Origin of the sequence: uncultured Paraglaciecola sp., from assembly GCF_963977085.1 — a bacterium.
GTDB lineage: Bacteria > Pseudomonadota > Gammaproteobacteria > Enterobacterales > Alteromonadaceae > Paraglaciecola.
The window spans coordinates 139,250-161,681 of the sequence record NZ_CAXBNC010000007.1 but is presented as its reverse complement, the minus strand read 5'-3'; the positions used below and the strand labels follow the sequence as shown (position 1 = coordinate 161,681).

Sequence of the window (22,432 nt, the reverse complement as noted above, 5' to 3'; positions counted from 1 at the left end):
CACTAGTATCCAGCGCTAAAGATCTATGTTGTTATAGCTTCTAGCGCTGGAGATCACTGTTGTTTTTCAGGGCATCTAAAAATCACTACAACCTAAATCGTCTACTACTATCCTAACGATATTGGGTCTCGGGACTTAAAGACTGACTATTGCCAGCCTGAGTAGAGCTTACCTTGTATTAGCCTATCCAATTGCATGAAATAAGCTGATACAAAAGTATAAAACAAGATAAATATTTTCATTTAAGCAATTGGTATTTTTTACATCCCAGTTTGTTATTGTTTACCTTCGTAATAATCAAAATTCCATGAATCCATAAAGGAACGAGTACGTGATGAGACAAACAGTTCTTCTGCTTGGGCAATGAGATCTGGGTGTTCAGACGCTAGATTTATTTGCTCTTGCGGATCAATGTCTAAATTATAGAGTTCAATAGCAGTGCCATCTTTTGATTGCGTGTCAAAGAACCTAATTGCTTTCCAGTCTGCGCCTTTTTGCCCTTGAATACGTACCGCTTGTTTGTGGGAGCCATTCCAATGATGGAATTCCCAGTACAAACTAGAATGCTGTTGTTGGCCTTCTTGTCCTAACAATGTGGGCAAAAATGACAAACCATCAATATTTTTGGGCGCTTCAATCTTAACTAACTCAGCGAGAGTTGGTAATACGTCCCAGAACGCAGATACATGGTCTGATACTTGACCTGCAGGCACTTTGGTTGGCCAACGAGCAATAGTAGGCATACGAATACCGCCATCATATAAATCACGTTTGTAACCCCTGAATTTACTATTGCTATTAAAAAACTCTAAGTCAGCCCCCCCTTCGAAACTTGGTCCATTGTCACTTGAGAAGATAACGAGTGTATTTTCGTCTAGTCCTAATTTTTTTAACTTATCCATAACTAAACCAATACCTTGGTCTATATGGGAAATCATAGCTGCTCGCGTTGCTCTTGGTTTAAAAGCAGGTAAGTAGCTACCGTCTGCTACACCGTCGTAAGGCGTATCTTCAAAGTGTGCATACTTCGCAATTTCTTTGTCTGGCGCTTGCAGTGCAGCATGTGGAGCGGCATAAGACAGGTATAAAAAGAAAGGTTTTTGTTTATTGCCTTCTATATAGTCTAACGCTTGCTCAGTGAGCCTTTGCTGAGCGAAATCACTGCGTTTAAATTTTGCATAGCTTGCTGGGTCGTTAGGATCGGCATCTTCATCAAGTTGCCCGTGAGGGTCAAGGTATTCATTATTTAAGGCAAATCTTTCCTCGTTCTCCCACAAATGGCTTGGGTAGTGGTTATGTGCTTGTTTTTGATCTAAGTAACCAAAGAAATAATCAAAACCTTGTTTGGTTGGCACACCATAGGAACCTGGGCCACCTAAGCCCCACTTGCCAATTAAGGCTGTAGTGTAGCCTGCCTTTTTCATCACTTTAGCCACTGTTTCTGTGCCTGGTTGTAATGGCATCTGCCCAAACTCTTCCTCATCAGCAAAGCCTCCTAATTCAAAATTTCCACGAATTTGGTTAGTACCTGAATGCTGTCCTGTCATTAATGCTGCGCGAGATGGAGCACATACAGGGTTGCCTGCATAATGTTGAGAAAAAATCAGCCCTTCATCTGCCATGCGTTGCAAGTTAGGTGTCTTAATCAATTTTTGGCCAAAAGGTTCGATGTCTCCAATACCCATGTCATCTACTAAGATGTAAATTACGTTAGGTTTATCGCTGCTATTTTGAGCTACCTCAGCATCTTGCTGTTGACTACAACTTGTGGCCAATAGGGACAAACTCATTGCCCCTAACAGGCCTATAAATTTAATTGGTGGAAGGTTAAAGATCATATGTATCGGCCTTATCGATGTGTATAGGGTTTAAATGAGAATGAATACTGGTAATCCAAATAGGGAATGACGTAATCAGAAAGCGGTTCTGCCCCCCAGGAGTTGGTCCCGCCAACACCACGTTGGAGGTAATCAATATTCACAAAAATTCGTTGTTTATTGGGGAGTTCATGGGGGTGAATGTTTTTGGTTTTAACTTCAGTCGAATTTGCATGGTAATCGTCAGTACTGTGGAACTGAGCACCAAAACCGATTAATGGCTCGCCTGAAAATTGGATACCTTGTCCTTGTTTATTATAAAAGGCAACGTTTCTAACGTCACTACGGAATCCATTTTCTTGTGCACGCACATAAGGTACAAATAACTCAGCAACTGTACTTTGATATAGTCCAACGTAAGCTGAATCTTGTCTATCAGAGTAGTTTTCATGTGGTCCACGGCCATACCAACTGACTTGGTCAAATTGTTTGTCCAACTCAAATAATGTGCCTAAACGTGGTATTTCAGCCTGCTTTTTATGTGGGGCAGCGTAAAAATATATATCAGCTTGTACTTCTCCATTACCTTGAATTTTATAGGTGGTGAAGTATCGGCTACCAAACGTATTCAGACGATGTTCTACTTCTACCTTGGCAGAATACTTAGACTCCTTAGTCATTTTTATAGAGACTAATGTCAAGTCCTTTCCTGCTTTTTGCCAAGGAGCAAATTTGTCTCCATAACCAGTAATGGGGAAATCATTATCTATGGGGGCTCGCCAAAAATCTGGGCGAGGAGAAGCTTTTAACATAGCGGTATCAAAATACTGCATGTCAGTTATCAAACCACTGACTTTACTAATTTTAAAGTCGTAATCTTTACCTTCGAAGCGGTAGTAACTTTTTTTATCGCTGACCGATAATCGGGTTCGATCGGATTGACTCTCAGATTCTGATGCCTCTTGGAAAGGGATGGATAACTGTGATGATGCAATAACGTGACCTTTTGGGATTAAACCATTTGTTTCGTTACTTGCTACCTGTAGGTTGACAAAATATTCCACTCCAGGTTTAAGGTTAGTGCCATAGTCAATTTGTAATGATTGGATTTGTTGTGCGGGGGCATTCAAGGCAATGTTATGCCCATTGGCTACTGTTTTACCATCTGCCATTAGCTGCCAGCTTAGGTTATAGCCCGTTAAGTCAATAAAAAAGTGTTTGTTTTTTATAGTGATTTTTCCGCTCTGTATTTGCTCGCTGCTAAAACCAACATTTTGCTGGGCACTTTTTACTTCCCACAGGTAAGGGTAGGGGGTGCGGTCAGCGAACACTAAGCCATTGGCTGAGAAACTCAAAGACGATACTGTAGCGGGTGGCTCTATATCAGAACCGTAGCCCCAGTAAGGTGTGCCATCTAGGGTTTTCATAGCGAACGTTTGGTCAACCCAGTCCCAAATAAATCCACCTTGCAATTCGGGGTATTTCTCAAAGCTATCCCAGTATTCTTTAAAGTTACCTAGTGAGTTACCCATTGCATGTTCATATTCAATTAATATAACTGGGCGACTTTTATCAAGTTTACGTCTAGCGTAACGCTCAATGTCTTTAATAGGAGCATACATTTGTCCATAGGCATCTGTATGGCGGCGCATTTGGGCCTGTTCTGAAATCACTGGGGAATTAGGCTCTTGTTTTTTTAACCAATCATAAGTGGCTTCTAAGTTTGGTCCGTCACCCGATTCATTGCCTAACGAGCGTAATACAACTGATGGATTATTTTTGGTGGCATGGTACATATTACTGACTCGGTCAATATAAGCTGCAGCCCATTCTGGTTTATTGACTAGGTGGTTGTCTGGGTTGTAGCCCTGACCTTGGTTTGCCGCACCAATGCCGTGTGATTCTGTATTAGCTTCATCCATTACATATAAGCCATATAAATCCGCTAAATAATACATATAAGGGTCGTTAGGGTAGTGCGACATACGCACTGCATTAATATTAAATTGCTTCATCAACATGACATCTTTTAGCATTGATTCGCGGCTAACCACGTGAGCTGTCACAGGGTCGTGTTCGTGGCGATTCACACCTTTAAACAATACCGGTTGACCATTGATCAAAATATTGCCGTTTTTCAACTCAGTGGAACGAAAACCTAACTTTTGCCCTATATGCTCGACGGCTGTGCCTTTGGCATCTAACAGGGTGAGTTTTAAATCATACAAGTTGGGTTGCTCTGCACTCCAAAGATTTGGGGTATTAAGCTTTGTGGTAAATTTTACTTGGCCACTTTTATTAGATTGCAGTTTGTTGACTTCTAAACTTTGATTAAGTAATTCAGTTTGGTCTAAATCCAATAATTGTATTTGTAGCTGATAACCATTGACGCTTTTATTTAAGTTGTTATTAATTTGTGCTGTTAGTTGTAATTCGCCATTGATGTAATTGTCGGTCAAAGTGGTATAGGCATGAAAGTCTTTGATATGCACTTTAGGGGTGGCAAATAAATACACATCACGTTCAATACCACTGACTCGCCACATATCCTGACATTCAAAATAAGAGCCATCAGAGTAGCGGTATACCTCCATGGCCATCTGGTTTTCACCCGCTTTTAAGTAAGGACTAATATCAAATTCTGCTGCGGTTTTCGAATCTTGAGAGTAACCGACTTTTTTACCGTTTATCCAAAGATAAAATGCTGATTTTACTGCGCCGAAGTGAGCAAAGACTTGTTTATTTTGCCAATCTTTAGGTAGAGTAAATGTTTTACGGTAGCTGCCAACTGGGTTGTAGTATGTAGGCATTTCTGGTGGTTTAGCTTGGGCTTTAAAGCACTGGTGAGAGTGATAAAAAGGAGTACCATAACCGTTGACCTCCCAGTTAGCAGGTACTGCAATACTGCCCCAATGACTGTCATCGTACTCGGTACGGTAAAAATCAGTTGGCTTTTTTTGTACTGATTCTACCCAGTTAAACTTCCACTGACCATTGAGCAACATATGGTTAGCTTGATCCCAAGGGCTCATTGAAAAGGCTGCTTGAGCATTATCATAACTATAGAAAAAGCTGCGAGCGGGTTCTTTATTTACTCTAAATATTTCGGGATTTTGCCATTCTTGCGCTTGTGTGCCACCAAGAAACGATAAACTCAGCAAGATTGTGATCGTTTTTATTAAACCAGAGTTACTTGGCATAAATTACCTTTTTGTTTCGTACCTAGTGGAAATAACAGAATATCTTAATGGATATATTCCTAAGTCATTGCAAAAGATATTGATTCTAAATTGTGTAGTTGTATAACAAGTTTTTAACGTAAAACCGTAAGTTTTTTTGTGATTTTTTTAAAAGAAAACAGACAAAGAAGTTAATTATTAAGAATTGATAAAGACACTCAATATTCAATCGTTATAAATTGCACACTCAATAGTTTCCTGGTATCGAGTGTAACGTTTTGCCATTGAATGCGTTAAATTGGGGGGATCGCATCTAACCCTGAAATCTTAATTTTTCAGCAACTTTAGGTGTTAAGTTTAGAGTTCAATGATTAAGACTATTATTTGAATTCAGCTAATAATTTGATGGTATGTCAAAGTGGATGGAATTCTCTTGATATATAGGGTGAGCTGTATTTTGGCTGAGTAAAAACGTAGCTCTGTGATTTACGGTTATGGGTAGATTGATTTTTTCTCTGCTATAAAACAAAGCGACATTATCGGAGTGTCGAGATAATTTAAACTCGAGTTATCAGGCTTAAGCTTATATGGTGATTAAATTAAAAACGAAAATTTAGACCCAGAGTAAAATTGCGTTGATGTTGCTCATAAGATAATAAACGTTCGTTATACAGAGAAAAGCTACGGGGATTTTCCCTGGCCAGATTTTGCCCCTCTAAAGATATAGATAAGTTATCTGACAATTGGTAACTTAATTTTAGGTCCAACTGACCGTAACCCTCTACCATTTCTGGTTGCCCTTGTAGCCCACTCTGTTTACGCACAAATTCATCACGATAATGGTAGATTAAACTCCCGTTAAATTTGTCCTGAGCGTAATACAGCACCAAACTATAATTGTCTGACAGTCCTTCAATAACGTCATCTTTATCAATATCATTGGCTTCAAATGGTTCGGCATCAACATGGGTATAACGCAATTCAATCCCGACTCCATCAAAAGGAAAGGGCAAAGACTCGAATTGATTTTGATAAACAAATTCATAGCCAAAGAAAGACGTACGACTTAAATTAAAAGGTGTTGCGACTAAAAACTCACCTTCTGGGTGGTCAAGTAAAGTTTCAAACTCGACACGTTGCATAATAAAGTTGTCGACACTTTTATAATATAAGGTGAGATCGACCAATCCAGTCTCATCAAAAAACCAAGACCACCCTATATCTAAATTAATTGACTCATAGGGGTTTAATTGTGGATTACCTCTTATTGCGGTGCTTGCACCGGCCCTTGCTGCATATTCTCCTAAAGTAGGGGCTAATTTACTTAAGGTTGGTCGCGATATTGTTTTTGACATGCCAAAACTAAGGTATTTGTCGTTATTGAGGTCAAGCTTAAAGTTGATATTGGGCAACCAATTAAAATAACTATTTGAGTCGAACACTGGCAAAGTTTCAGCATATGTAATGAGCAAAGCAGTTGGGTCTGTGGTGCTAAAAGTCAGGTCTTGGATCGCTTGATCGTAACCATCGGCATTAATCCTTGTGGCAGATAGGCGCAACCCCATTTGTCCTGACCAATTTAAGTTGAATATTTGTCCACTTAGAAATGCTTTGATATAGGCTTCAGCCAACTGCTCTTGAATATGCCAGCTACTATTTGGTAGTTCAGTGGCGTTAAAGCCGCCTAATTGTTTACGTAATTCTATGGTGTCCGCTAATGGATGTTGAGTATCTATAATAGCTTGTTGAATATGCTCGTCTGACCAAAGGTAGTCTATATATTGTTGTGAATCAAAGCCATACCACACCTCGGGTACGCCTCCTTCCAAAAAATCACTGGCATCGATCTGCCTAAAAAACTCATCTGGCAAATCAAACTCATAGCCCCCGAATTCTCCCCCCCAAGGGGTACGAAATGCTACTTTTTGTTTGTTTCTGTCTGCGTAATATAAGCCTAGATTAATTTGTTCCCAATTATCATCACTGAGTATGCTTTCCATATCTACCTTGAGTTGAAATATTTTGTCTTGCACATCGTCACCAGTATCAATGGTAATATGACTACGTAAATCTGCTGCCTGAATGGGCTGTTCGAAACTTACATTGGCATATGGACGATTGGGTAGGAGCGTATATTCAGGATTAGCATTGGGAGAGCCTACAGCAGAAAAACGCCGGTTGCCGCCATTGTCACTTTTGGCAAGGGCATAAGATAGGTCAATAGTCATGCTAGATGCTTGTGAATAGTCGTAGCTCATTTTCGACCCTAGATGAAACATTTCACTCGGACGATTGCGAACTAATTGTACAAAGTCACTAGCAAATGATTGTTCAGCTTTATACCTGTAACTTGTCAAAGTAGCATTTTCGTCGACCGTTATAGACTCAAATGTATCATTCTCTGTCTTCCCATATATATGTGTCCAGTTGCCAGATGATGTAATGTTCGACAACACATCAAACCGTGAATAGACTAAGTCAGTAGTGAAGTACAAGTCAGGTGTTAACTTTAATTTGCTTACCCAGGTGATACCCATACGTTTCTTTTTCGCTTGCTCTATACGTAAGTCGAAATTTCTCGGTACCCATACTTGGCTATAGTCTTGGCTACCTTCTTTGTATTCAACATCACTCAAATCTGCTGCGAACCACCCGTCAGTATTAGCTGATTCAATACGGTAGTCTTGTTGAAGAAAGTTCATCGAAAATATACTGGCAAATTGTTTGCCTGAATAATGTAACGACGCAAATAGCTCAGGAAAATAATCACCATCATCACTAGCAGAAAGTGTCAGGCCCCCTCTAATTTCGTAACTATCTTCACCGATTAATGGCTGAGTTACTAAGTTAACGGTAGCACCAACTCCTCCTGATACTAACTCTGTTGCTTGGGTTTTATAGATATCTGAAGATAAAAAAATCTCAGATGATAAGGTATCAAAACTAAAGCCACTGCCTAAACTCGTGGTGGGTAGTTGGTGGTTATTGTAGAGCACAGTGTTGAGTTCTGGACCGAAGCCTCTAACGGTCAAAAATAAACCTTCTCGTTTGCGGTAATCGATACTGGTGCCCACTGCTGAGTGAAGTAAGTCACCAATATTATGTTGAACGTGTTTATGATTATTATCTAAGCTTAGGTTGGCCACAATCAAATTAGAATATCGCCGTTTTAAACGCCTCTGTTGATGTTTGGTTAGATGACCTACAATAGAAATTATCTCACTTGGATGTTCATCGAGATGGGTCTCAATTTCTTCTATTACTTGCTCTTGCTTTTGGACTGCACTTGCTTTGACCGGCTGTATTTCTGGGGCGGGGATTTTACTAATTTTGTACAGACCACTTGGGCTACTCTTTCCCTCTAATCCAGAATTTTCTAATAAAATTGTAAGCGCTTCATTAACTGTTAGGTTTCCGGTGACAGCAACTGATTTTTTTTCGCTAACAAGTTCATAAGGGTAAAGAATAAGCAAATCTGTTTGTTCAGCCAATACCCCAAGAGATACGGCTGTTTTACCAGCCTTGATATGAATAGGGTACCTATTTGAGGTGGCCGAAAATGTTGAAGAACTCAGTAATAACAGAAAAAAAGCAATCAAGGATTGTTTGAAAAACATGCGCTACATCAATTGTCGTCGCTGCCAGCCTAAACAGAAAACGAATGTTAATTTTTTGTAGCGCCATTATACAATTATATGGATTAATTAGTAGCGATTTTCAGGTAAAAATCATAATTGAAATTTAACTTTTCCTACGTTGTAAGTGTCTGATGTTTAATGTTATTTAAAAGTGAACTAGCATAAAGTTACTGCTAAAGGTTAAGGTTTACTTTCTTCCTTTTTGCTCAATAAATATTTACTATTGCTTAGCTGCGATACATGAATGTTAAAGGTCTCTTCAAGTGCAATTAATACTTGATCAAGTTTGTCTATTTTGTAACGTCCGCCTACCTTAATATTAGCAACTTGAGGGTCGTTAATAACAAAAGTTGCATGAGTAAACCTAGATACTTCATTTACAAAGTCACTCATGGATTGTCCATCAAATACTAATGTACCAGAGCGCCATGATTGTCTGCGGGCTAACTCGCTTTCACTGAGAGTTTCTATATTGCTGGCTACGCGTTTTAAATCACCAGGTCCTTCAAATATGGCATTAAGTTCTACTCTTTGGCCTGCGTCTAAGGTGCCAACTTCGGACAAAATAGTATTCATTCTACTGGCATCACTTTCCGTTTTGGGAAGCGTAAAAGGAGTGACAACAAACTCTTCAATGGCCGCAGACAACGCTATTCTTCCTTCTGTGACGAGTACATCTAATAGCTTATCTGTTAGCCTGACATTAAACGCCGTGCCTACTGCTTGCACTCTTCCGCCCGCTGCATAAACTCGGAAGGGTTTGTTGGGGTTTTTAGCCACATCAAAATGAGCCTCACCATATATTAACCAGACGTTACGAGTTTGGTCATTATATTCGACTTGAACACGACTATCGGTGTTTAAAAATATCGAAGAACCATCGTCCAATTGATATTGCTGTTGTTGGCCTATATTGGTTATATATATTCCATTTGTTAAATACTCATTGGTTTTATCATCAGAGAAGCCAAGAAACATCGCCATCACAAAAAACACACTACACAAAGCGTAGGCGGGCTTTAGCATACGTTGTCGCCAAGTCGATGTCTGTGTTTGCTCCGTTGTTTTGTGAGCACTTAACATTTGATGGATTTGTTCAACAGGCGCATCGTCCCATATTTGGGCCAAAGATAAAAACTCTTGGCGGTGACTAGGATGACTATTAATCCAGACTGTGAATTCCTTTCGCTCAACCTCGTTAAGCGCAAAATCACCGTCCATTTTAACTAGCCAATCTGCGGCGATATCCTCAATGGATTTTGAAGCTGCAAATTTTAGGATATTGTGATTCATTATGCTTATTTCCGACTTTTCATTTTAGTTGTTTCTTTTCAACGGTTGTCACGCCATGCAAATCAATTTGGTGACGCTTTAAGTAATCTCGACAACTTAACATGGCAGTTTTAAGGTGTTTTTCTACAGAGCTTAAAGATATCCCTAGTTCTGTTGCAATGGTCTGATGCTTTAAACCATGGATCTTACGCAACAAAAAAACTTTGCGACATTTTTCGGGTAAATCAGCCATTGCTTTGCAATAAATTTCAACTGATTTATTCGCATCAATCTGTTGCTCTAACGTTGCGCCTATTGGCTCATGTTCTTCACTATTGCTATCTTCTAAATAAACAGTTCGTTGCAGTGATTTTTTATTCAATTCATTTAACGCTAAGTTTTTCGCAATAGTAAATAAAAAAGCTTTAGGATACTCAATTTCCTTACTTAAAGCTGCGTTATGTGCCTTGATATACACTTCTTGCACAATGTCTTCTATTGCTTGTTCTGACTTCAAATATTTCATTAAAAAGCGCTTTAAAAAGTCGCTGTTATCAATGAAAATTTGAGAAATTTTTGTCATATTATTGAGCCTGTACATGCTTCAGAATCTGGTTAATACAAATTTTCATGGGAAGGGATGACACATAGCTATTTCCGCGCAATAAACTGTTTGATAATAGGTTGAATTGTAATGTTTTAAACATTTGTTTGCCCTTGGCCCCAGAGAATACTCTCTTGTTGACTCATTAAACAAGTTGAGGTTGAAAAACCGTAAATTATATTCCTAATACTTGACGCTAGGTTCGAAGAAACTCCAAAATATAACTTTATTCCATTTCTGCTTTATCCATTCTAGGTTGGGGGTGTGGTTTTCGTTTTTAGTACTTTTGGCGGTTCAGACTTGTCAATGAAACCCTAAAGTTGAGACGCCATTATCAATATGGTTCGAACAATCTAAGGTTAATTAGGATAATGGGTAACCAGTTAGAAACGGTGGGTTAGGGAGTATGCTTTATGACACACCGGCCAAACAAATCATAGGGTTAAATGAAGAGTCAATTTGATGAAGTGAAGAAGACAACGACCGCGATAGGAAAAATGGCCATCCTTATGTAAACATAACTAAAAATTCCCCGAATAAAGTTCCGGGGAATGAGTGCAATTTAGTTGAATTTAAATTCAACCACGTACATTTATTTAGAAGCTAGCTCTTACTCCAATCGAAAAACGAGCGCCTGTATCGGTATAATCTAAATAACGCTCTTGATAAATTGAGAATGATCGAGTGTTTTCATTTGTAACGTTTGTGCCTTCGGCAAATATTGTCACTTTCTCTGTAATATCATAGCTAGCACTAAGATCTAATTGCCCATAAGCCTCAACCATTTCAGGTTGACTTTGACTACCTAAAGCACTTTGCAAAAATTCGTCACGCCAATTATAAGCAATACGTAATTGGATATCATTGGCATCATAAAATGCGATTAAGTTATAAGAATTTGACAATCCTTCCAAAGCAAATGCATCAGGGTTAGTTATAGCATTATAATCATCGTCTGATTCCACAAACGTGTAGTTAGCTTGTAGACCATAACCATTCTCAAAAGTATGCAGCACAGCTAGTTCAAGCCCAGATATCTTTGCAGATTCTGCATTGTGAGACCTTGTAACTAAAAATTCTCCAAACTCATTATTTTCAAGTACGACTTCAGGCTTTGTCACTTGAGCAATAAAGTTATCTACATCTTTAGAGAAAACGGCAGCACCAAGATGGCTGGCTTCACCGTAATACCAAGACCACGATAAGTCTAAGTTGAGTGATTCATATGGGTTTAATTGTGGATTACCACCACTTGCTGTACTGGCATTGAGACGACCGTTATATCCTCCCAATCCTGGCGATAGACGTCCTAACGTTGGACGAGCAATTGATTTAGACGATGAAAAACGAACAACTTGCTCGTCTGTCACATCAAATTTTAGATTTAAAGAGGGTAATAGGTACGAATAATCATTCGTTTCTGTTATTTGCGTTGAATCACTATATTGTAAAATCAAACCTGTTGGGTCATTAGGATTCTGTGTGATATCGGTAAGGAATGATGTATAACCAGTGGAAACAAGATCTGTTTTAGAGTAACGCAGTCCAACGTTACCTGACATTGATATATCACCAAGCTCTGCCATTATGTCTAGTTTCACAAAGGCTTCATACACTTTTTCGTTTACAGAGTGAATGCTATCTTGTTGTAATCTAGGGTAGGCACCGCCATTATCTTTACGAAGTTGAATAGTGTCAGCTAAGTTATGCTCAGCATCAATAATAAACTCTTGTATGTGTGCATCTGACCAAAGAAAATCAACATATTCGTAAGGGTCAAAAGTAAACCAAGTACTTGGCACATTGCCATCGAGAAAATCACTTTGATCTACCGCTTCAAAAATATCATCCGGAACATCAAAACCATAACCACTAAATACGCCTCCATTAAAAGAACTGTAATCATTACCGCCTTTAGTTCTATTCGAGGTGTACACGCCCACAGTTACTTTATCAGCATAGTCTGTATCTAAAATATACTCGGCATCAAGGCTTGTTTGTGAAATTTTATCACTGACATCACTACCATTTAAGGTTGTACCATGGCTACGTAAAGTACTCGCATCTACAGAACGGTCAAAAACTAATGAACCATAATCATCCCCTGGAGTAAAACTATAGTGGGGGTTAGCTTCAGGAGAGCCAGTAATCACAAATTTCCCCGTACCACCACTGTTATTGACGGCATTAGAAAAAGCCGTATCAAATGTAACGAGCAAATCATCTGATGCTACCCAATTTAAATTGAAACCAATTTGTTTCGATTCAGTAGGACGGTTATAGGACTGCTGAACGAAGTCAGCTGCAAAATTACGTGTGTCATCATATTGATAAGCAAGTAATGTATTGTTTTCATCAACCGTTGCATATTCAATACCATCAGTCCAGTTGTGCATCCAGTTTGCTGACGTCATTACGGATGATTTGACGGTAAATTTTGAATACAAAATATCTAGGGTCATCTCAATGTTATCAGTGGGTTTTGCCTGAATCACTACGGTTCCGCCCAAGCGCTCTCGAGTTCCTTCATCCGTTTTGAAATCAATACCTCGAGGCATACGAACGTTTGAAAAATCGCCCGAGCCAGTTTGATTCGGAACGTAACTTATATCATCTATCAACCAGCCGTTTGTAGAGGCGGTATCAACTCTATATTCTCGTTCAACATAATTAAGAGATACTAAAGCCCCAAAAGTGTCATTTGAGATACTATAAACGCCCGAAGCTTGGGGGAAAGTCGCTTCTGATAAGGTGTCATGAGTTGCTTTGGTGCTAAAAGCAGCGCGTGTACCTTTTACATCCATAGGTTTAGCCGTGGTTAAATTAATTGTTGCTCCTATGCCACCAGAAATTAATTCAGAGGTTGCTGACTTATAAGCATCTGCACCACTAATAGCTTCAGCAGCCAATACATCAAAACTAAATTCACGGCCAGAGTTCTCAGTTGCTAAGACTCGTCCATTATAAAGTACCGAGTTAAATTCTGGTCCAAATCCCCGTACAGTAATAAATTGTCCTTCGCCGCCATTCCTATCGATAGAAATACCCGTGATACGTTGTAACGACTCCGCCACGTTTTGATCAGGAAATTTACCTAGGTCTTCACTAGAAATACCATCAACAATAGAGTCAGAATACCTTTTATTATTTAAGGCTCGAAGGTTACTCCCCCTTAAACCGGTAACTGAAATCACTTCTGTTTCATTTTGAATTGTTTTTTCTTTTTTCTCTAATTCTTGGGCAAAACCGCCACTCGCATATGCTCCAATTAACACTGCCAAAATTGTTTTTTTATAATTAAATTTTTTCAATTGTAACTCCCAGGTACATTTTATTAATAATTATGATAGCTATGATACAAATCAAACATTTGCTAGCGGATCATGGCTTTATAGAATTAGAAGATTTATTCGTTGAGATTTAACAAAAAATTCTTTCAGCTAGTTCTCCTAAAGTATTTATTAGACATATCCAAAGTCGAAAGCCGTAACATGAAGTGATTTTTTTTTACAACTTATAAACATAAGTCGTTCTTGGTGAATAAAAGAAAGAAATAAAGTGGACTAATAAGGCGAATGCCGTTCACTTTTAAGGTAAGCGGTATATTGGCTTTTGGAGATTTCCCTACCTAGGTTTAATAAACAACCCTTTCCTCAAGAATCACTTAAAAGATGCTGGATGATACCTGAATGGGGAAACACCAAAATCGAAAGATTAAATGATAATAATCTCAAACATGCCTATATCTGTTTAGTGGTATAGGCATGTTCATTGTTACTGAATGCAGCCCTAATTCATTAGCTTGCAGCGCTATAAATGAACCATCAGCAAAGGTTTTTTATACGATTGAGCATTACTTCTGTGCTGTGAATAGAGTGTTGTTCAATTAGGCGGCGTTAATGGATATTTGAATAGACAATAAAAAAGGCAATGGGATTAGCATTGCCTTTGGGATTTAACGTTTAACAGTCGCTACCACCAAGTGGCATATAACGCGACTAGAATGATGATGATACTGATGGATAATATGTTGAATGAACCTTTAGTGTTGAAGTCCACTTCATCGAGAGACACAACACCTGTTCCACCGGCGACATAATTTTTTCGGGTCAGATAAGAAATCACTACGGCCAATACCACACAGCTTAAGAATACATATCCAACTCTGTCCATAAAGGGCATAGTTGGGAGTAAAATCTTAAATACGATAGATAATGCGGCTGAGCCAATTGCAGCTGATATAGCGCCCATCGAATTCATGTTTTTCCAGAACATACCCAACAAAAATATAACTGTTATACCCGGAGTGAAGAAACCGGTGAATTCTTGAATATATTGAAAGGCTTGATCGAATTCACCAAGCAATGGTTTGGCGCAGATCATGGCAATAATTAACGCACTCACACTGACAATTCTACCCACTTTAACATAGTGACTTTGACTCTTATCTTTTTTGAAGTGTGAATAGATATCCATGGTGAAAATAGTAGAAACGCTATTACACATCGAAGCGAGTGACGAAACTATCGCCGCAACTAATGCGGCAAAAACTAAACCTTTTAAACCTACAGGCATCAAATTCATTAAACTTGGGTAGGCTTGGTCGGCCTTGTCTAAGTCGGTAAACAAGATAGAAGCTGCGATACCTGGAACAACCACAAAGAAAGGCACCAATATTTTTAAACATGCAGCAAAGGCAATACCTTTTTGTGCTTCAGCTAAGTCTTTTGCTGCTAAAGCGCGCTGGATAATATATTGGTTAAAACCCCAATAAGAAATATTCATGACCCACATTCCGCCAATCAATACAGATAAGCCAGGCAAGCTTATGTAATGTGGGCTGTCAGCGGCGAAAATCATATCGAATTTTTCAGGTGCTTGTTCGGTTAATATTGAGAAACCTGCTAATACGCCATTGCCTTCGGACACCAAATCTAAACTAATATAGGTCAACATTAAGCCACCGAGTACCAATAGAACTACTTGAATTATATCGGTATAAGCCACTGCTTTTAGTCCACCGTAAGATGAATAAGCAATAGAGAATAAACCTAAGAATATCATTCCGTAGGCTAATTCAACCCCAGTAATAGTCGTGATGGCTAATCCACCTAACCATAACACCGCAGTTAAATTTACAAATACATAAACGGCAATCCAAAACACCGCCATGATTGTTTTAACACGGCCATCATAACGTTGCTGCAAATATTGCGGCATAGTGTAAATTTCGTTTTTTAGGAATATTGGTAGGAAATATTTACCGACAATAATCAAGGTAATAGCGGCCATCCATTCATATGAGGCAATACCTAGTCCTAGTACATAACCTGAACCTGACATACCAATGATTTGTTCGGCGGATATGTTAGAGGCAATAAGGGATGCTCCAATGGCCCACCAGGGTAAGGATTTACTCGCTAAAAAGTAATCTTTGGTGTCACGCTCGTGGTTTTTTTCGGCTCGTGAAATGTATAAAGCTAAAACCAAAAGCCCAACTACATACACAACAAAAATACCGATGTCGATATTTGCTAAATTCATCTAGTTTCCTAATTATTATCAAGTTGTTTGTGGTCTATAGCGATCCTGATTGTCAGAATTAGCCACGTCAATTAATGATTAAACAGTGTTTTGCACTTTTACCGTAAAATTGCCAACAAGTATTTAACAATGTTATTGAAGGGTAAACAAATATTATGTTTGGTGTACAAGAATGGATAGCCCGTTACGTCAGTTTATCATGCTGACAAGTTTATTTTTTTCGCTTTATTTCTGCATGTTATTGAAAGTATTACATAAAATTGGATGTTAGTTTTTTGCTCTATCAGTGTGTCTTGATGACTCCCCGTTATTTAATTAGCGCATATGATGTTTCTCATAATGTCCTTATCAATAAACCTTACATTAAGAGTACACATAAAGTTATTACATTTTGTTTACGGTTTTACCCTGCATTTTTGTTATGGATCTACAGGTATCAATGAATTGAATGTAAGAAAGCTGATATGGACGGTTGCGCGGATTATATTCATCCTTTGGGATTCTAAAGGCAAATCCTCCAGCGTCGAGTGAAGACACGAGATTAAAATGATCTGAACAATACAGATGTAAACAACTCACATTATTTGAATAAAATTAAGGTTTAAACATGAAAAAAATGGCCGTACTTGTCCTAATCAGTTATTTATTTGTTGCCTGCAGTGGGAATATGGAAACGAATATAATGGCAAAGGACATTGATAAAACATCTACATTAATAGAGGCAAATAAAAATAGTAATGTGGTGTTTATTTTAGTCGACGATCTTGGGTATTCAGATATTAAGGCCTATAACCAAAACTCGTTTTATGAAACGCCTAACGTTGACCAATTAGCTTTAACCGGAACCAAATTTAACAATGGTTATTCTGCAAATCCAGTTTGTAGCCCCTCTCGATATGCATTATTAACAGGGAAACATCCTTCAAGAGTCGATAGCACTGACTTTTTCAGACATGATAAGCGTAAACGCCGCGCCGAAAATTTTGAACCAGCTGCTATTAAAGGCTTTCTCGCCTCAGAGGAGCAAACGATGGCGGAAACCTTTCAAGAAAACGGTTATACCACTTCATTTTTAGGTAAATGGCATTTAGGCAGTGAAGAAAAGCATTGGCCTGAAAATAATGGTTTTGATGTGAATGTTGGTGGTCATGCTGCTGGTAGTCCAAGTGGTTATTTCTCACCCCACAAAAACCCACGTTTAAGTGATGGCGAAGAAGGTGAATACTTGACAGAGCGCCTGACCAATGAAGCAATCAATTTACTGGATGGTTATGCTAAACAGGATAAACCGTTCTTTATGTACTTGGCTTATTACACAGTGCATACACCGTTAGGGGCACCTCAGGAAACGGTAGATAAATATGAAAATAAAGCTAAACAGCTAGGTCTAACAAATAAAGATAGTGATTTTAAAGTGGAAGAACAAGTGTGGCCGGTGGATACGCCCCGTAAAGTCAGAACTGTTCAAAATCATGCTACATATGCTGCCATGGTGGAAGAAATGGATAATAACGTGGGGCGCATATTAGACAAACTAAAACAAACCGGTTTAGACAAAGATACCATTATAGTATTCACATCTGATAACGGTGGGTTATCAACCTCAGAAGGCTCTCCTACTTCAAATTTACCGTTGCGCGGTGGTAAAGGTTGGTTGTATGAAGGCGGTATAAAAGTGCCTTATATTGTCAAACTTCCAAACACCTCTAGTACCGGTATTGAGGTCAATACCCCCGTATTTGGTACTGATTTTTATCCAACCTTGACCCAGCTAGTGGGGATAAAACCTGATAACAAAGATGTTATTGATGGTATTTCGTTAAAGTCGTTGTTAGCCGGTGATGACATAACCAAAGACTTAACTAGGCCATTGTTTTTCCATTATCCACATTATTCAAATCAAGGAGGTTTCCCTGGTAGTGCTGTACGATTAGGCGATTGGAAGTTGATTGAACGATTTGAAGATGGCAGCCAAAACTTATTCAATTTAAGTAAGGATCCAGGAGAATTAGTGGATTTAGCAGAGACAAATCCGCAAAAACTGAACGAGTTAACCAAAATTTTGCATAACTGGTATGTGGATGTAGACGCTAAGTTTTTACAAGAAAAGTCAGGTAAATCACCTTGGACTCCGAATTAAGACCATATACTTTAAATATTACGGGTTATTTTGAACATGATGCTGGTTTAACTATAACTAATGGTAAAGTTTTCGCGGAGTTTTGGTTAGTGAGCGATAGCCAATAATGGGTTAAGCTGAAGGGAAAATAGTCATTCGCACTGTGCTTAACCTGTTCAATGATTAACAAGCCACTGTACGTGTGATATGCAATTTCAGGCGAATCAAAGGTTAAAATAACAGATCTACGCCCCTCGGTATTAGTTATTGGATAGAGGGGCTTTTGGTTAGATGCTTGCACGCCAACATCTTGACATAATCAGAAACTTTTTTAGTTGGATCCACCGATGTATTTACTTCTTCGGCTGTGTTTACGCCTCAAGGTAATAATCAATTGAGATTGGGTCGCCAATGAGAAAATAATTGGCAGGTTTGGATTCTTTGTTGTTGGGGAAATGCGCTAGCGTATTTATCACATTAGATATCTTTATTATTTATGGCTTGATTCGAAATATATGGGACAAGCTACCATGCCCTGCCGTAGCATTGGTCCCTGTTGCCATATAAAGATATGCGGGTTTTTCATCTATAAATAAAATCTGTGGGCGTTCTAAGCGACCACTTTTATCCCCTCTATGTACAACTGCGTCCCTCAGTGGAGCTTCGCCAATATAATGGGAAAGGTGTTCAAAAGATCGGCTTATATTTGTGTTGGGGAAATGTAGTCCGTCAGCGGATTTCCATAACAGACCTCCGCCATGAGAGCCTTTTATTCTTCCAAAATCACGGCTAAGCAGATACACCGAATCATTAAAGTTAAAGGCATAAGCGTCTTCAATGCCCATCCCTATTTCGGTTACCTGTTTTGCCTGATGTAGGTAGGGGCCTTCGAGTTTATCCGATATCGCAACGCCATAAGTATAGTTACCACGCTTAGCTTTTGGATCCTTTTTGACTACCGACTTGTTGTAGAGAAAGTATTTATCATTACGTTTGATCAAGGTCGGATTTGACACACCTAATTGGCCGGTATAGTTCCAATCTGTTGCTTTAGTGGACTTGCGTAATATTGTTCCATCTGCCTCTGCGCCACTTGCCGCTTTCCATGTATCGTTTAAATCGTCAGCGACATACATGACGATCCTTTGGGTCTTTAAATTGTTATTTTCGTTAACGATAAAACTAAGTATATAACGGCCATCGATTTTTTTAATGGTTGGGTTATGTGGGGAATTGAAAGAACCGTCTTGATCAGGTACAGCCACGCGAACAAATTCGAAAGGACCTTCTGGTGTGTCACCCACGTAGTGAGCAATTTCACAGTCTTTAAACCATCCACTGAAGTTTGACTGAGTATCCATGGGCCACTGAGCAACGTACAGGTGAACTTTGCCTTCTGGCCCAATCACTGGCGAAGATCCCCAAATATGCATCCCTTCACGCTGCAATGCTACGCCCACGTATTCATAATCAAATTCTGTTGCTTGAGCGAAGCAAAGTGATGGCAAAGCGAGCATCCAGGCAAGCAGACTTTTTACACAATATTTTTGAACTGTCATTTTATCGAGCCTCTATTCTTTGCTTTGGATGCTGTATTTGGAAATTTTGCAATCTATTGATCTTAAAACAATCTGGAATGCCTAAACCCGTAAAAACCAAAAGGTAGAACTGTTTCCCGAAGTAATGAAATTTGTTTACGACAATAGGCCGTGGAGCATGAGGGGCATGCTTAGGCCATTATTGGAGGATTGATTTAAGTGAATCGACAATGTCAGGGGGTCGTTAAATAGGTATATCGACTCCCCAACATCTGCTTCTAAATACTATAAAAGCTCGCCTTTGGTTAATTCATCCACTGTTTAACTTGTGCATTGTTTGGCAACAGAGAGGGGAGGTCAAGCATCGCGACTTGTAACGCTTTTTTGTTTTTGGTTTTATCCGCATACAGGGCAAGTGAATAAAGTAAGTCTTGTTGTTTGGGCCAGCGTTGGTTAGCTTCAAGCAATAATGTAACTGCGTGTTTTGTACGGCTGATCGTGTCTAATGCTGTGGCTGCCACGTATGCATAATAAGGTTGAGCGTCTGCTAATTGAGAGGCTTTTACTAACCATTCAGAGGCTTTGACGTATTCTTTTTTACGTATCCAAAGTAAACCATATTGATGTAACACGTCAGAAAAATCGGTATGTATCTGCACTGCTTTTTCAAGTAATGCTAGTTCTTTTTCTTGATTATTGGTTTGTCTCCAAAAATCAGCGAAAGACAACATAGCTAGAGGCAAGTTAGGGGCAATAGTTAAGGCTTGTTCAAAATGTTGTTGCGCTAGTTTTTTATCACCCAAGGATAACGCGAGCTGAGCAAGAGTAACTTGTGATGTTGGAAAGTCACTGGTTATCATGAGTGATGTACGATATTCCTCTATGACAGCAGATAAATCTGTTAACAAGTGCTTGGGCATTTGCGACAACCAAGAAGCCAATACGCCTGCCGCATCAAATTTAACCGACTTATTAGGATCTTTTAGCAGGGGATATAAATATTGAAATGCTTGGTCGGGGGGCAATTGACGTAAAACCGCTATCGCACCACGTCTTATCATCGGCTCGTTGGAAGTCAGATTTTGTAAGGCTAACGTGATAGAGGCCTGACTGGGTTGTTGGTTAATGATCTCTAATAATTTTGCACTGACTATGGCAGGTAAGTTTGGCATTTTTTGTTGTGCGAAGGCTACTTTTTTATCGCCATCGAGTAAGTGCAATTGTGACCAATGTCGTTGTGATAAATGTGCGGCTTGACTGGTAGTGCTGCTTGTTTGTTTGAATAAGGTTTTAAGCTGTTGATTTACCCATGGCAAGCCTTGCTTTTGGTGACAATCGAGACACGCATTGGGTGAGCCTACAGTAGAAGATACGTCGGCATTGGGTATGACAAAACTATGATCTCTACGGGGATCCACCTGCATATAAGTCGTATTTGGCATATGGCAATCAACGCATTGTACACTCACTTGTGAGTCTATTGATTCTGCTGAGTGATGATGATGCTCTGGCACGTCATAGGTACTCACACTATGGCATTGGGTACAGACTTGATTGCCTTCAAATTTTAACTTACCACTATGGGGGTTATGGCAATTAGAGCAAGTCACGCCTTCTTTGGCCATTTTACTTTGTAAGAATGAACCTATAACAAACACTTCGTCCTTGATTTGGCCGTCATCAAAATATGAACCGGCTGAGACTAAATCTAATAAAAACTGATTATGATAATCCTGTTGATTAACACTAGTGTCATTATTGATAGGTAGCCGCCTAGAGTGGCAAGCGGCGCACTGCTGCATATATTGAGTGTTACTGTCTCCCACTAAATTAGCGATAGGGTCATTGGCCGCAAAACCCCAAACCGGTGGTGTTGCTAATGCTTGGCTAAAACCTTTGTTAGTTGAAAACTCTCCCTGTTGGGCTTGTTGTTGATGTGTTTTAGCTGGACCATGACAACTTTCACAACCTACTGTTGCCTCTGCAAATTGGGTCGTAAAGCTATTGGTTTCTAATTGGTAATTTTTCTCATACCCAGTGGTGTGACATTCAGCGCAGCGACTGTTCCAATTTTGAAAATGGCGTTGCCAAAAAAAAGGGTGATCTGGGGTGATAGACTCATCTGGTTGCAAGTGATACCAACGCTGACCCCCTTGGGTTTTAGGCCGCGTATCCCAGGCAATATTAAAGGCTTGCATATGGCCTTTGCCGGTATCCAAAATGTATTGTTGTAATGGGTTGAAACCAAAGGTGTATTTTACATCAAAGGTTTGACGCTCCCCCTGTTTATTGGTTGTTTCTACAAAATACTGGTTATCGCTTTTAAAAAAGCGCGTTTTGATCTGGTGAAACTCAACCTCAACATTATTAAAATCACCGAGTACACTTTCTGTGCTGGGCGCTTGCATGGCTTTGTGGTGATCTGATTGCTGCCAAAGTTGATGCTCAGTTTGATGGCAGTTTTGGCAGGCATCGGAGCCAATATATTGATCAAATGAGGGTGATGAATTGTCTTTGGTGTTGGCTGATACTAGTGGTGTTACTACTAACATGCAGAGCATTAATAAAATAGATATTTGATATGTCATCGAAGAGAGGGGCCATTTATATTCGCTATGTGTTTATGCAATTAGTATAAACACATAGCAAACTAGAACTACAACAATTACAACTAAACCACAGTTTGGTTTTGTGTACCTAGCTTTTCAATTCCCAGCGATA

At 39.2% G+C, this 22,432-nt stretch carries 10 protein-coding genes; 1 reads left to right on the top strand and 9 read right to left on the bottom strand.

All coding sequences use genetic code 11. From position 1 onward, the window contains the following. Nucleotides 1–275: 275 nt before the first annotated feature. The 7 genes from AAC000_RS10650 to AAC000_RS10620 all read right to left on the bottom strand — a co-directional run bounded on the left by AAC000_RS10650 (nt 276) and on the right by AAC000_RS10620 (nt 16,054). Nucleotides 276–1,838 carry an arylsulfatase gene (locus AAC000_RS10650; RefSeq protein WP_339722536.1) on the bottom strand — a complete coding sequence of 521 codons (1,563 nt, stop codon included), beginning with the start codon at nt 1,836–1,838 and terminating at the stop codon, nt 276–278. An 11-nt stretch (nt 1,839–1,849) separates the two neighbouring features. Further along, nucleotides 1,850–5,017, bottom strand: coding sequence for a glycoside hydrolase family 2 TIM barrel-domain containing protein (locus tag AAC000_RS10645; protein WP_339722535.1), 3,168 nt, complete (start codon nt 5,015–5,017; stop codon nt 1,850–1,852). A gap of 578 nt (nt 5,018–5,595) precedes the next feature. Next, a complete protein-coding gene (locus AAC000_RS10640) occupies nt 5,596–8,613 on the bottom strand; it encodes a TonB-dependent receptor (RefSeq protein ID WP_339722534.1) in 3,018 nt (1,005 codons plus the stop codon). 201 nt (nt 8,614–8,814) lie between these two features. Next, on the bottom strand, nt 8,815–9,927 hold the full coding sequence (locus AAC000_RS10635) for a FecR domain-containing protein (RefSeq protein ID WP_339722533.1): 1,113 nt from the start codon (nt 9,925–9,927) through the stop codon (nt 8,815–8,817). Between the two features lie 19 nt (nt 9,928–9,946). Further along, on the bottom strand, nt 9,947–10,489 hold the full coding sequence (locus AAC000_RS10630) for an RNA polymerase sigma factor (protein WP_339722532.1): 543 nt from the start codon (nt 10,487–10,489) through the stop codon (nt 9,947–9,949). A gap of 617 nt (nt 10,490–11,106) precedes the next feature. Continuing rightward, the gene (locus AAC000_RS10625) at nt 11,107–13,821 is read right to left on the bottom strand and encodes a TonB-dependent receptor (protein WP_339722531.1); all 2,715 of its coding nucleotides are present in this window, start codon (nt 13,819–13,821) and stop codon (nt 11,107–11,109) included. 661 nt (nt 13,822–14,482) lie between these two features. Further along, nucleotides 14,483–16,054, bottom strand: coding sequence for a sodium/sugar symporter (locus AAC000_RS10620; RefSeq protein WP_339722529.1), 1,572 nt, complete (start codon nt 16,052–16,054; stop codon nt 14,483–14,485). 607 nt (nt 16,055–16,661) lie between these two features. On the opposite strand from AAC000_RS10620, the gene AAC000_RS10615 reads away from it, so the two are divergent. Then, nucleotides 16,662–18,194, top strand: a complete 1,533-nt coding sequence (locus AAC000_RS10615) for a sulfatase (RefSeq protein ID WP_339722527.1) — start codon at nt 16,662–16,664, stop codon at nt 18,192–18,194. Between the two features lie 473 nt (nt 18,195–18,667). Here the strand turns inward: AAC000_RS10615 and AAC000_RS10610 are convergent, their stop codons facing one another. Further along, nucleotides 18,668–19,732 (bottom strand): glycoside hydrolase family protein, encoded by a 1,065-nt coding sequence (locus tag AAC000_RS10610; protein ID WP_339722525.1) that lies wholly within the window; start codon nt 19,730–19,732, stop codon nt 18,668–18,670. A 284-nt stretch (nt 19,733–20,016) separates the two neighbouring features. Then, nucleotides 20,017–22,299, bottom strand: coding sequence for a multiheme c-type cytochrome (locus tag AAC000_RS10605; protein ID WP_339722524.1), 2,283 nt, complete (start codon nt 22,297–22,299; stop codon nt 20,017–20,019). Between the last annotated feature and the right edge of the window lie 133 nt (nt 22,300–22,432).

Coding starts and splice junctions, on each gene's coding strand:
- AAC000_RS10630 (WP_339722532.1), bottom strand. CDS start 10,489: ATGACAAAAATTTCTCAAATTTTCATTGATAACAGCGACTTTTTAAAG.
- AAC000_RS10635 (WP_339722533.1), bottom strand. CDS start 9,927: ATGAATCACAATATCCTAAAATTTGCAGCTTCAAAATCCATTGAGGAT.
- AAC000_RS10605 (WP_339722524.1), bottom strand. CDS start 22,299: ATGACATATCAAATATCTATTTTATTAATGCTCTGCATGTTAGTAGTA.
- AAC000_RS10640 (WP_339722534.1), bottom strand. CDS start 8,613: ATGTTTTTCAAACAATCCTTGATTGCTTTTTTTCTGTTATTACTGAGT.
- AAC000_RS10615 (WP_339722527.1), top strand. CDS start 16,662: ATGAAAAAAATGGCCGTACTTGTCCTAATCAGTTATTTATTTGTTGCC.
- AAC000_RS10610 (WP_339722525.1), bottom strand. CDS start 19,732: ATGACAGTTCAAAAATATTGTGTAAAAAGTCTGCTTGCCTGGATGCTC.
- AAC000_RS10650 (WP_339722536.1), bottom strand. CDS start 1,838: ATGATCTTTAACCTTCCACCAATTAAATTTATAGGCCTGTTAGGGGCA.
- AAC000_RS10645 (WP_339722535.1), bottom strand. CDS start 5,017: ATGCCAAGTAACTCTGGTTTAATAAAAACGATCACAATCTTGCTGAGT.
- AAC000_RS10620 (WP_339722529.1), bottom strand. CDS start 16,054: ATGAATTTAGCAAATATCGACATCGGTATTTTTGTTGTGTATGTAGTT.